Origin of the sequence: Bradyrhizobium cytisi (genome assembly GCF_008123515.1) — a bacterium.
GTDB lineage: Bacteria > Pseudomonadota > Alphaproteobacteria > Rhizobiales > Xanthobacteraceae > Bradyrhizobium > Bradyrhizobium cytisi.
Genome location: NZ_VSSR01000001.1, coordinates 1 through 12786 on the forward strand (window position 1 = coordinate 1; position 12786 = coordinate 12786).

Annotated in this window: 9 protein-coding genes; 5 read left to right on the plus strand and 4 right to left on the minus strand. The window is 62.1% G+C overall.

The features are described from left to right. From FXB38_RS00005 to FXB38_RS00015, 3 genes are all read right to left on the minus strand, one after another. A partial coding sequence (locus FXB38_RS00005) for a hypothetical protein (protein ID WP_148748734.1) occupies nucleotides 1-654 on the minus strand: 654 nt, incomplete at its 3' end. Between the two features lie 182 nt (nucleotides 655-836). Further along, nucleotides 837-1163 (minus strand): hypothetical protein, encoded by a 327-nt coding sequence (locus FXB38_RS00010; RefSeq protein WP_148748735.1) that lies wholly within the window; start codon nucleotides 1161-1163, stop codon nucleotides 837-839. Nucleotides 1164-1217: 54 nt separating this feature from the next. Beyond that, nucleotides 1218-4985, minus strand: coding sequence for a vitamin B12-dependent ribonucleotide reductase (locus FXB38_RS00015; protein WP_148748736.1), 3768 nt, complete (start codon nucleotides 4983-4985; stop codon nucleotides 1218-1220). 766 nt (nucleotides 4986-5751) lie between these two features. On the opposite strand from FXB38_RS00015, the gene FXB38_RS00025 reads away from it, so the two are divergent. Then, complete coding sequence (locus FXB38_RS00025) at nucleotides 5752-6648, plus strand: DMT family transporter (protein ID WP_148748737.1); 897 nt, start codon at nucleotides 5752-5754, stop codon at nucleotides 6646-6648. A gap of 49 nt (nucleotides 6649-6697) precedes the next feature. Here FXB38_RS00025 and FXB38_RS00030 read toward each other — a convergent pair whose 3' ends face one another. Next, nucleotides 6698-7561 (minus strand): LysR family transcriptional regulator, encoded by an 864-nt coding sequence (locus tag FXB38_RS00030; protein WP_246229557.1) that lies wholly within the window; start codon nucleotides 7559-7561, stop codon nucleotides 6698-6700. Between the two features lie 162 nt (nucleotides 7562-7723). Between FXB38_RS00030 and FXB38_RS00035 the strand changes: the two genes are divergently transcribed. From FXB38_RS00035 to FXB38_RS00050, 4 genes are read left to right on the plus strand one after another with little or no spacing between them, the layout of a single operon-like run. Next, entirely contained in the window at nucleotides 7724-9034 is a 1311-nt protein-coding gene (locus FXB38_RS00035) for a CitMHS family transporter (protein ID WP_148748849.1), read from the plus strand. 11 nt (nucleotides 9035-9045) lie between these two features. Beyond that, nucleotides 9046-10380, plus strand: coding sequence for an acyclic terpene utilization AtuA family protein (locus FXB38_RS00040; RefSeq protein ID WP_148748739.1), 1335 nt, complete (start codon nucleotides 9046-9048; stop codon nucleotides 10378-10380). A 57-nt stretch (nucleotides 10381-10437) separates the two neighbouring features. Then, a complete protein-coding gene (locus tag FXB38_RS00045) occupies nucleotides 10438-10767 on the plus strand; it encodes an AtuA-related protein (protein ID WP_148748740.1) in 330 nt (109 codons plus the stop codon). A 3-nt stretch (nucleotides 10768-10770) separates the two neighbouring features. Further along, a complete protein-coding gene (locus FXB38_RS00050; RefSeq protein ID WP_148748741.1) occupies nucleotides 10771-12771 on the plus strand; it encodes a 3-hydroxybutyrate oligomer hydrolase family protein in 2001 nt (666 codons plus the stop codon). The last annotated feature ends 15 nt before the right edge of the window (nucleotides 12772-12786 follow it).

Sequence of the window (12786 nt, forward strand, 5' to 3'; positions counted from 1 at the left end):
TGATCTCGGACAGACTCTTACGTAATCTCTGGAAACGATTCGAGTTGTCGAATTTTCGCCTAGTTTGCGGTGGTCTACGATATGCTCGAACTCCCACCCGGTTGTGCTCTCAGTGGAGACTTGGGCGATAATCGCGTCAGGCGGTGCGTCGGTTTCCACAAGTACTCCGCCTCCCGCAATCGCGTTCCTGCCCTGTGCAAATATTAGTGCTGCCTTACGATCACTCGACCAGCAGATACCACGTCGGCCAGCATCAAAGTCGATGCACGGCTCGCCACGATACAGTCGAAGTGACGGTCCCGAATATCGGGGCAATAGATTCCATAGGGCATCCAAGAGAATATCGTCATCAGCGACTCCACGGCGAATATCATGAGCGACCGCGGCCCAGATAAACAGAAATGCTTGGCGGGCGCTGTCGTCAAACTCCTGAGTAGAGAGATATTCAAAGGCAGCCTTGGACTGTGCCCGTTCGTGAAACACCTCGAGCAGCCCTCTCGTGCGCGGGCTGCCCTCACAGATAAGGTTTGCAAGCAACATTATCGCTGCATCAAGGTCGATCTGGATCAAGCGCTTCCAGCCTTGGACTTCAACCTTGCGCAGCGCCATCTCTCGCGCGACAGTTGTCGGGTCGAGGATGATGCGCGAAGCCATTTCCGTTTTCGTCCCGTCAGGGTGGAGGATAATGCGCTGAATATTCTTTATCGTATTCAGTCCCCCCGCTGTCGCAGAACTCGTAGGGTGGGTTAGCCGAAGGCGTACCCCACCACTGCCTGCCTCGGAGCAAACGAAAGAGGTGGGTTACGCTTCGCTAACCCACCCTACGAGCTGAGTTGTCAGACAGAATAGTTGAAATAACTTGCTTCGCCGTAGTCGTATATCTGAACCGAATTGCCGTTGACGCGACCGCTGAAGTGGTGCCCGCCATCGTAGTCATAGCCAGAGAAACTGTTGCCGTTTACCTTTAACGAAACGTGGTTGCCGACGCCGTAGTGATACAAGCCAGAGCCAGAACCGCTAATGTGAGCTCCCGTCTCATAGTCATAGTTGGGAGTCATACTGGAGTGCTGTTCTCGGTCATAGCTGTAAACGCCTGACGGCTTGCGGTTGTTGATCTTGGCGGCCGCATTCACCGCTATTGCGCGTCGGAGTTCTTCTTTCATAACGTTATCTCGCTTTAGAAAGAAAAAGCCCGGGCAAGCCCGGGCTTTCAGATTTCACGAACACCCCGTCGTCGAACCACACGTATCGCACTTCATGCAGGTGCCATTCCGCACCAGCGTGAAGTTGCCGCACTCGCTGCACATCTCGCCTTCGTAGCCTTTTGCTTTCGCTTCCGCGCGGCGCTCGGCCTTGCTGGGGGCGGCGACGGTTGCGGCGCTGCCGGCCTTGCTCCACTGGAGGGCTTCGAGCTTCTCGGTGGGCGAGAGGTCGTGGCTGGCTTCCTGCTTCAGCGCGACCGCGCCTTCCAGGGCATCGCCCGCGCCGCGAGCGGTGGCGCCGTGGGAGGCGAGCGAGGTGACCTTGCTGCCGCCGGCGGGCGCGTTGTCGCTGCCGGAGACGACCGCGGCGGAGCCGCCGCGCATCACCACCAGATTGTCGGTGCGAGAGCGGGTGAGGCCGCGCGAGACCAGCTTGGTCGCTTGGTGGGCGTCCGGCTCCTTGCCTTCTTCCACGCCTTTGCCGAGCGCGTCAAAATTCGACTCGGTCGGATCGACATGGGCGAGATCAAAGCGCGACATGTAGCTCACCGCGAGCTCGCGGAAGACGTAGTCGAGGATCGAGGTCGCGTACTTGATGCTGTCGTTGCCCTGCACGGGCCCCGCCGGCTCGAAGCGGGTGAAGGTGAAGGCGTCGACATATTCGTCGAGCGGCACGCCGTATTGCAGACCGAGGGACACCGCGATCGCAAAATTGTTGATGAAGGAGCGGAGCGCTGCGCCTTCCTTGTGCATGTCGATGAAGATCTCGCCGAGACGGCCGTCGTCATATTCGCCGGTGCGCAAGTAGACCTTGTGGCCGCCGACGACCGCCTTCTGGGTGTAGCCCTTGCGGCGGTCCGGCATCTTCTCGCGCTCGCGCATCACGATGATGCGCTCGACCAGCTTCTCGACGATCTTCTCCGAGACCTGCGTGGCGCGCGCCGCCATTGGCTTCTCGTAGAGGCTCTCGACCGCATCGTCCTCGTCCTCGTCATCGCTGATGAGCTGCGAGTTGAGCGGCTGGCTGAGCTTGGAGCCGTCGCGATAGAGCGCGTTGGCTTTCAATGCCAGTTTCCACGACAGCATGTAGGCGGACTTGCAGTCCTCCACCGTGGCGTCGTTCGGCATGTTGATGGTCTTGGAGATCGCACCCGAGATGAAGGGCTGGGCCGCCGCCATCATGCGAATGTGGCTCTCGACCGAGAGATAGCGCTTGCCGACCTTGCCGCAGGGGTTGGCGCAGTCGAACACCGCATAGTGCTCGGCTTTCAGGTGCGGCGCACCTTCCACCGTCATCGCGCCGCAGATGTGGACGTTGGCCGCCTCGATCTCGCGCTTGGTGAAGCCCACGGCCTGCAGCAGGTCGAAGCCGGGAGCCGCAATGGCTTCCGCGCCGATGCCGAGCTGGTCGCGAATGAAGTCCTCGCCAAAGGTCCACTTGTTGAAGGCGAACTTGATATCGAAGGCCGTCGGCAGCGCCTTTTCGACCTTGGCGATGGCCTCATCGGTGAAGCCCTTGGCCTTCAGCGTCGAGGCGTTGATGCCGGGGGCGTTGGAGAGCGAGCCGTGGCCGACGGCGTAGGCCTCGATCTCCGCGATCTCGCTCTCGCGATAGCCGAGCGCGCGCAGCGCTGCGGGGACCGCGCGGTTGATGATCTTGAAGTAGCCGCCGCCGGCGAGCTTCTTGAACTTGACCAGCGCGAAGTCCGGCTCGATGCCCGTCGTATCGCAGTCCATCACCAGGCCGATCGTGCCCGTGGGCGCGATGACAGTGGTCTGGGCGTTGCGATAGCCGTGCTTCTCGCCGAGCTCGAGCGCTCCATCCCAGGCCGCCTGCGCACGCGCGACCAGGTCGCCTTGCGGGCAGGAGACGAGGTCGAGCGGCACCGGGTTGACGCTGAGCGCCTCATAGCCGTTGGACTGGCCGTGGGCGGCGCGGCGGTGGTTGCGGATGACGCGCAGCATGTGCGCGGCGTTCTTCTTGTAGCCCGGGAAGGTGCCGAGCTCGGCCGCCATCTCCGCCGAGGTCTTGTAGGTGATGCCGGTCATCACAGCGGTCAGCGCGCCGCAGAGCGCACGGCCTTCCTTGGAGTCGTAGGACAGACCCATGGTCATCAGCAGGCCGCCGATATTGGCGTAGCCGAGGCCGAGCGTGCGGAACTCGTAGGAGAGCTCGGCGATCGCCTTCGACGGGAACTGCGCCATCATCACCGAGATTTCGAGCACGATGGTCCAGAGCCGGCAGAGGTGCTCGTAGCCGGCGACGTCGAACTGCTTCGTCGTGGTGTCGTAGAACGTCAGCAGGTTCGCCGAGGCGAGATTGCACGCGGTGTCGTCCAGGAACATGTATTCCGAGCAGGGATTGGACGCGCGGATGTCGCCGGACGCCTTGCACGTGTGCCAGTCGTTCATGGTGGTGTTGAAGTGCAGGCCCGGGTCGGCCGACGCCCAGGCGGCGTAGCCGATTTTTTCCCAGAGGTCGCGCGCCTTCAGCGTCTTGGTCACCTTCTTGGAGGTGCGGGCGTTCAGATTCCAGTCGCCGTCGGTCTCGACGGCGCGGAGGAAGTCGTCCCGCAGCGAGACCGAGTTGTTGGAGTTCTGGCCGGAGACGGTGAGGTAGGCTTCCGAATCCCAGTCGGTGTCGTAGACGTCGAACTGGATGTCCTTGTAGCCCTGCTTGGCAAACTGGATGACGCGCTTGATGTAATTGTCAGGCACGAGGCTGCGGCGCGCGAGCTTGATCTCGCGACGCAGCGCCGGGTTCTTCTCCGGGTCGAAACAATCGTCGCCCGAGCCTTCGCAGTTCACGCAGGCCTTGAGCACCAGCTTGAGATGCTTCTGGTTGATCTTCGATCCCGTGACGAGAGCGGCGACCTTCTGCTCCTCCTTCACCTTCCAGTCGATATAGGTCTCGATATCGGGGTGATCGACGTCGACGACGACCATCTTGGCGGCGCGGCGCGTGGTGCCGCCCGACTTGATCGCGCCGGCGGCGCGGTCGCCGATCTTGAGGAAGCTCATCAGGCCGGACGAGCGGCCGCCGCCGGACAGTTTTTCACCCTCACCGCGCAGGCGCGAGAAGTTGGAGCCGGTGCCGGAGCCGTACTTGAACAGGCGGGCTTCGCGGACCCAGAGGTCCATGATGCCGCCCTCGTTGACGAGGTCGTCGCCGACGCCCTGGATGAAGCAGGCGTGCGGCTGCGGATGCTCGTAGGCCGATTTGGACTTGGTCAGCTTGCCGGTGAAGGGGTCGACGTAATAGTGGCCCTGGCCGGGACCGTCGATGCCATAGGCCCAATGCAAACCGGTGTTGAACCATTGCGGCGAGTTCGGCGCGACCATCTGCTTGGCGAGCATGTAGCGGAGCTCGTCGTAGAAGGTCTGGGCGTCCTCGTCGGAGGAGAAATACTTGCCCTTCCAGCCCCAATAGGTCCAGCAGCCGGCGAGGCGGTCGAACACCTGCTTTGCCGAGAGCTCGCTGACATAGCGCTCTTTCTCGGGCAACGCGGCGAGAGCATCAGTGTCGGGCACCGAGCGCCACAGGAACGAGGGGACGGACTCTTCCTCGACCTTCTTCAGGCACGCGGCGACGCCGGCCTTGCGGAAATACTTTTGCGCCAGCACGTCGGAGGCGACCTGCGACCATTCGGCCGGGACCTCGACGCCGTCCATTTTAAACACGACCGAGCCGTCGGGATTCCTGATTTCCGACGTGGTCAGCCGGAAATCGATCCCGGCGTAAGGTGACTGTCCCGAAGTGGTGTGGCGCCGCTCAATCCGCATGGTCTTGCCCCGTCCTATTCTTTGACCGGACTGCCTCCGTTCAGGCATCCGGGTCGACATTACGTTTCGCGTTTCCACCCGGGCCCGATCGGCCCTTGGGCACCGCAGTTCAGCCGGTGGATCCGGCCCAGTTTCTCCCGACGCGATTGGTCGATGCGCGCACCGATCATCCGCCGGCATGTCCAGGCCCATCCGCCCCAAAGCGATGAGCCCGACATGCGTTCAAACGCCCCACACCGTCACAACGTCTACCGATGCCATCCGAGCCTGTTGCCGGCCCGTTCTGGCGCCCGAAAAGTCCACTGTCCGCGGGCAGACAAGCCCTCATCCCGCTGCCTTCGTCTGGCCTGGCGGAGTGCAGTTTTGCGGACCCTTTGGGGGAGTGCCGGCGGGACGCAAACACACTCGCGCCGAACGGACCGAAAGCTAGGACTCTCCGTTGCGCCCGTCAAGAACTAGTGCGAGTTCCTGAATCAAATACTAAATATGGTGGATTGCCGGGGATAACAGGGGGCGAGGCCTCACCTGTTGTTGAGCCAAGTATCAGTGAGTCCTCAGGGATTCCCAACCGAAAAAATTTGCATTCGGTGCCGATACGGACCCTTCATCCCGCTGTTCACAGGGCAGGTATATTTTTGAGGTCCGGGGTTGCACCGTTGGGACTCACGTAGCGGTACGGAAGCTGAGGGCAGGCATGCCCGCCGGGGTGGTGGAAAGGTGCGCGAATCCGCGCCAAGCTGAGGCTCGATCTTGCCGGATTGCCCACATGCTTGATTCGACCCGCCGGGATGCGCGACCGCGCATCGCCCCGGCCGGCCTGATGTTCCTCGCGATCACGTCGATCGGCTGGGGCTTCAATTGGCCGGTCACGAAATTCCTGCTCGGTGAGCTGCCGCCGCTGACGCTGCGCGGGGTGACCGGCGTGCTCGGCGCGGTGCTGCTGGCCGCGCTCGCGCTGGTCCGTGGCGACAGTCTGAAGGTCGCGCCCGGGATCTGGCCGCGGCTGGCGACCGCCGCCGTCCTCAACGTCACCGGCTGGATGGTGCTGATGGGGCTGGCGCTGCTCTGGCTGCCGGCGAGCGAGGCGGCGCTGATCGCCTACACCATGCCGGTCTGGGCCTCGCTGATCGCTTGGCCCGTGCTCGGGGAGCGGCCAACCGTGCTGCGCACGCTCGGGCTGGTGATGGCCTTTGCCGGCCTCGCCTCGATCATGGGCGGCAACGGCATTGCCGCCAGCGCGGAGAAGCTGCCGGGCATCATCATGGCGCTGTGCGGCGCGATCGGCTTTGCCGTCGGCACGGTGTTCTCGAAGAAGTACCCGATCCATCTGCCGCCGATCACGGCCGCCGCCTGGCAGATCGGGATCGGCTGCCTGCCGGTCTCGATCGTAGGCCTGCTGATCGAGACCTCGCATCTGGACAAGGTGACGCCGGTCGGCTGGTGGCTGCTGCTCTATTCGACCGTGGTGCAGTTCTGCATCGCCTATGTCAGCTGGTTCGCGGCGCTTTCGCGCCTGCCGGCCTCGGTCGCCGCGATCGGGACGATGGCGGTGCCGGTGATCGGCGTCGTCGCATCCGCACTTGCGCTGGGAGAGCCGCTCGGGCCGGGGCAGATCGCAGGGCTGATCTTTACGCTGGCGGCGGTGGTGCTGGCGACTCGTTAGTTAGGGCGCGGATCAAGCGTTCGGCCCGCATTGAATTCCCGCCATGGCGTCAGGGTCGGTTTCCCGCGAAAAGGCCGCGCCTGTTGGCTTGCAGGAACTCCGCGAACAATCGACTGAGTGGCGGAAGGGTTCGATGCGCCTTCTTGATCAGCGCGACGGGCCGCGCGAAGTTGTTGTCGCTGATTTTGCGGCTTCGCAGCGAAGGTTCGGCAAAGATTTCCCGCGCTGACGTCGGCAGGATGGTGAGGCCGATGCCGGCGCGCACCATGCCGATCGCCGTCATCATATAGGTGGCTTCCGACGCCGGCGCCGGCAGCAGCCCCGCGCGGTTGAAGGCGAGATCGGTGACTGCCCTCACGCTGGTGCCCTGGTCCATCATGACCAGCGGATACTTGGCCAGCACGCACGCCGTGATGCGACGCTGAGTTCCGATCGGATGGGATTCGGGGTAGACCACGCTCATCTCGTCGCGCGCCGCGAAGATGGTCTCGATATCGGGGAACGACACGTCTCCGCCCGTCAGACCGAGATCCACCTCTTCCGAGCGAATAAGCGCCAGCACGCGACTGGCAATGACGTCCTTCAATGCGAAGGAAGCTCCGGGGTTTTGCCCCCGGAATCCGCCGATCACGTCGGGGAGTATTCCAGCAGCAAAGGAGGGCAGGGCCGCGATGCGGACGACGCCTCGTCGCTCACTCGCGACATCCCGGGCATCGCTGAGAAGGGATTCGAGATCCTGCAAGGTCCGTTCGAGCGCGGGTAGCAGCTCACGTCCCATGCGGGTCAACGCGACCGAACGCGGGTTGCGATCGAACAGCCAAAGCCCGAGCGATTCCTCCAGCCGTCGGATCTGGACCGAAAGGGTCGGCTGCGACACATGCAGCGCCGCCGCCGCCTGGGTGAAGCTGCCCAACTTCGCGACCGCGACGAAGGAGCGGGGTTGCCTCACGTTTATATCCATAGAGTTTCTCTATCGCTGCCATTGAATCATTTCAATTGCCTAATGGCGCGGGCCGCGTTCAATTTGCGACAAGTGTTCGGGAGAGATCCCCGAAAAGAACAATCAGGCGGGGAAATGCACAATCTGGCGTTGCTTGGCGTTGCCACCATTGCGGTGCTGCTTCTGGTCATCATGACGAAGCGGATGTCGCCGCTGATCGCTCTCATTCTTATACCGCTGATCGCCTGTCTGATCGGCGGTTTCGGCTGGGATACGAGCAAGTTCATCGTCAGCGGGCTCCAGAGCCTCGCACCCGTCGTCGGCATGTTCGTGTTCGCGATCCTCTTCTTTGGCGTGGTGACGGATGCGGGCATGCTGGACCCGATCATCGACCGCATCCTGCGCACCGTCGGTACACGGCCTACGCGGATCGTCATGGGCACCACCCTATTGGCTCTGCTCATCCACCTCGATGGATCGGGCGCTGTCACCTTTCTCATCACGATTCCGGCGATGCTTCCCTTGTACGATCGCCTCGGCATCGATCGCCGCATTCTCGCCTGCGCGGCGTCCCTGGCTGCCGGTGTGAATTTCCTGCCCTGGACCGGCCCCATGATACGGGCCGCCGCTTCGCTCAAGCTGCCGATTCCGGAGATATTCAACCCGCTGGTGCCGGTTCAGTTGGCCGGCATCGTCTTCATCTTTGCCGTCTCCTATTGGCTGGGTCGCAGGGAAGAGAAACGGCTCGGCCTGGAAGCCGGGGCATCCGTCGATGTCGAGGCTCAGCGAACCTTGAGCGAAGCCGAGCTCAAGCTGCGGCGGCCGCGGAACTTCTGGATCAACATCGTTCTGACAGTGATCGTGCTCGGGACCATGGTCGCTCTGGGCGACAGGCTGACGCCTGCCATCGTGTTCATGATCGGCACTTGTCTGGCGCTGCTCATCAACTATCCCAATGTCGACGATCAACGGAAGCGTGTGGACGCGCACGCGAGGGCCGCACTGTTGATGGCCTCGATCCTGCTCGCGGCGGGCGTGTTCACCGGCATCATGCAGGGGTCGGGGATGTTGAAGGCGATGGCGCAGGATGCCGTCGGATTCGTGCCGCCGGGCGCGGCGAAATTCATGCCGATCGCGCTTGGTATCGTTGCAATGCCACTAAGCCTTTTGTTCGATCCGGACTCGTTCTATTTCGGGGTTCTTCCGGTCCTGGCCGAAGTTGGGGGGCAGCTTGGCGTTCCCAAAGTTCAGCTCGCGCAGGCCGCCTTGCTGGGACAGATGACCACCGGTTTTCCCGTGAGCCCATTGACGCCTGCGACGTTTCTCGTCGTCGGCTTGACCGGCATCGATCTGGCCGATCATCAGAGGTTCACGATACCGTTCCTCTTTGCTGCCTCGGTGGTGATGACCATAGCCTGCGTTTGTCTCGGCATTTTCCCGCTGTAGCGAGGTGACGAATGCGCACGATCAGAATAGGAGCAGGCGCCGGATATTCGGGTGACCGGATCGAACCGGCCGTCGAGCTCGCGGAAAAAGGCAAGCTCGACTACCTGGTGTTCGAATGTCTTGCCGAGCGCACGATCGCGCTTGCGCAAGCCGCAAGGCTGAAGGATCCGAGCGCGGGGTTCGATCCGTTGCTGGAAGCCCGGATGAAGGCTGTGCTGCCGGCCTGTCGTGCGAACGGTGTCCGCATCGTCACGAATATGGGAGCCGCCAATCCGGTATCCGCCGCGCGGGCTACTACGGCGATTGCGCGGCAGTTGGGACTTCGTGGGCTCAAAATCGCTGCCGTCACGGGCGATGATGTCCTCGGCGATCTGAAAAACTCCGATCGCCACCTCGATATCGGCTGTACCGTCGAGGGTCTCGGCAATCGAATAGCTTCCGCCAACGCGTATCTCGGTGGCGCTTCGATCGCCCAAGCCTTGCGCGATGGGGCCGATGTCGTCATCACCGGGCGGGCCGCCGATCCCTCGCTTTTCCTCGGTCCGTTGATCCACGAGTTCGACTGGGCGATGGACGATTGGCCGTTGCTGGGAAGAGGCATTCTGGTCGGCCATCTTCTGGAGTGCGCGGGTCAGGTCACCGGCGGATATTTCGCCGATCCCGGATACAAGGACGTCAAAGACCTTGCCCGTCTCGGCTTTCCGATCGGCGAAGTTCGGGAAGACGGGGATTTGATCGTCACCAAGGTGGCGGGCTCCGGGGGGCGGGTGACGGCCGCTACGGTCAAGGAGCAATTGCTCTATGAGATCCACGATCCCGCCCGCTATTTCCAACCGGATGTGGTCGCTGACTTCTCTCGTGTCCAGGTGGAAGAAATCGGTGAGGATCGCGTCCACGTCATCGGCGCGAGCGGCACGCCGAAGACAGGCGAACTGAAAGTCTCGGTCGGCTACATCGACAGCTATGTTGGCGAAGGCCAAATTTCCTATGCCGGGCCGGGCGCCCATGAGCGTGGACGGCTGGCGATCGAGATCGTTCGGGAACGGCTTGCGCTCTCAGGCGTGGAGACGAGCGAGTTAAGGAGCGATCTCATCGGATCGAACGCGCTCCACGGCGAAAATCTATCGCTAGGATGTCAACCCTATGAAGTGCGGGTTCGTGTGATTGGACGCACCGAAACGCTGGCCGAAGCCAGACGCATCGGTGAGGAGGTGGAGACCCTCTACACCAATGGCCCAGCCGGAGGCGGCGGAGCCTGGAAGTCGGCCCGCGAGGTCGTCGCAGTGGCATCCACGCTGATTCCAGAGGCTGACGTGAGGACGGCCGTCCAATACTTCGAAGCGTGAGCCAAAGCAGAAGACGCCCGGGAACGCCGCACGCCTGCCACAGGGGAGAATGACTCCATGAAACTACGGGACATCGCGCACTCGCGCACAGGGGACAAGGGCAATACGTCAAACGTCTCCGTGATCGCGTACGACCCGAGCGATTACGAATTGCTCTGCGCGTACGTGACAACCGATCGAGTCAAGCAATTGTTCGATGGCATCGTCAATGGCGAGGTGACGCGATACGAATTGCCCGGTATCGGAGCCCTGAACTTCGTCATGACCGAGGCGCTTGGCGGCGGCGTGACGCGATCCCTGGCCATCGATGCGCATGGAAAGTCACTCAGCTCGGCGCTGCTGAACATGGACCTTCCCGATGACCTCCGCTCCGGTTCGTACGAGTAAGCCATGATGAAAACCTTCTGCGCCATTTCTATCGTGCTGATGTCGATCGGAGTGGCTCGCGCGGGCGAGCTTCCGGTTTGGCTGCACGAAGAAAAAGTAACACATTATGACGGCACGTCAGACGACCTTGTCACCGCGGGAATGGGTGCCGAGGCAATGACCGGAGCCGCTCCGCGTTTCGCGGATTCCTTGCATCCCACAGCACAAGAGCTGCGCCGCGCTTCGGTATTCTACCGCGCGAGCAAAGGGCAGGGTTATGGCCGGCTATTTGGCCCCCATGTCGATCAGGAGACGGGTCAATCATTCGACGATGCGGGCAGGATTGCCGGCGACGAAATTCTTGCCTATGCGGACGATGGGGACGGCAGGCAGAACATCGCGATGCTCTTGCAGATTCCGTCAGACCTCTCGACGGAGCGGCGATGCCTCATCGCAATTCCGGTCGCGGGCTCAGCGAGCTTGTTTCGCGACATCGTCGATTTCGGCTATTGGGGACTGCGTCGTCGTTGCGCCGTCGTCTACAACGATAAGGGACATGGCAACGGCTTCCATCTTCTCGATAACGATACGGTCAATCTGATCGACGGCCCACAAGTGCCGGCACAAACGGCGGGATCGAAAGCTCACTTCCGCGCCGATCTTGACGATGCGGCGCGGACCTCGTTCGTCGCTGCATGGCCTCATCGCGTTGCATTCAAGGCTGCACATTCGAAGCAGAACCCCGAGAAGGATTGGGGCACCGATCTGCTCCGGTCGGTGCAATTCGCATTCGTCGAGTTGGCGAAGCGGGACCCGGGCTTCACCCGTGAGAATACGATCGTTATTGCAACGGGAAGCTCGAATGGCGGAGGGGCCGTCCTCTACGGCGCGGAAAAGGACGCAGCGCACCTGTTGGACGGTGTCGTCGCGCGCGAGCCGCAAGTCCAGCTCAAGCCCGACGACAGGGTGGTCGTGAAGCGGGGGACTGTTGAGCGGCGAGGCACAGGCCGTAGCTTGCTCGATTATTTCAGCTTCGGGAACCTTTATCAGCCATGCGCGGTGCTCGCGGTGACCGATATTCCATTGCGGGACCGTGTGCCATTCGCGGCGAACCGATGCCAGTCCCTTCACGACAAGGGCTTGTTGACGTCTGCGACCCTGGACGCCCAGGCGCGCGAAGCGCTCGATCGCATGCATGCTTACGGTTGGGACGACGAGACCGACGTCGGTCACGCATTCGGATATTTCGTCGCACCGGACGCAACCGCAACCAAGTACGTCAATGATCACGGCCGATTCGACGTTCGCGACCGTGTTTGCGGTTACAGCTACGCTGCAACGGATGCTGATGGAAGGCCGGTTGCGGTTCCTCCCGATCTGGCTGCGACGATCTTCTCCGTTGCGCCTGGAGGTGCTCCGGCCGGAACGATCGATGTGATCAACGACAACGATCCGACGGGGGCACGGCGAAGTTGGCTCTCGGTATCGCCCAGCACGGGGCGGCAGGATTTCAACCTGGATGGAGCCGTCTGTATTCGTGAGCTCGTGACCGGAAATTCCTCCGGATCGGAGCGCGTGAAGACCGGTATCGACGAATTTTTGGCATCAGGTCAATTGCACGGGTTGCCGACGATCATCGTGCATGGCCGCAATGACGACCGTGTTCCCGTCAGCTTCTCGTCGCGCCCGTATCTGGGCTTGAACAATATCGTTGATGGGGAAAGTGCGAACCTGCGCTATATCGAGGTCACGAATGCGGAGCATTTCGGTACCGACCTGCCAGGCTTCGACACGAGAATGATTCCGCTCGTCCTCTATCATCTGCGTGCCCTCGACCTGATGTGGGCCCACTTGACCCGAAAGACGCCGCTGCCTCCGAGCCAGGTCGTTCGGACAACGCCGCGCGGAGGCGAGCCTGGGAAGGCTCTCATGCTTCAGTCCGTCAACGTGCCCTCAATATCCGCTGCCCCGTCCGAGGGCGACAGGATCCTCGTCGATCACGGCCGGGTTCTCGTGCCGGATTGAGTCCGCACGGGCACA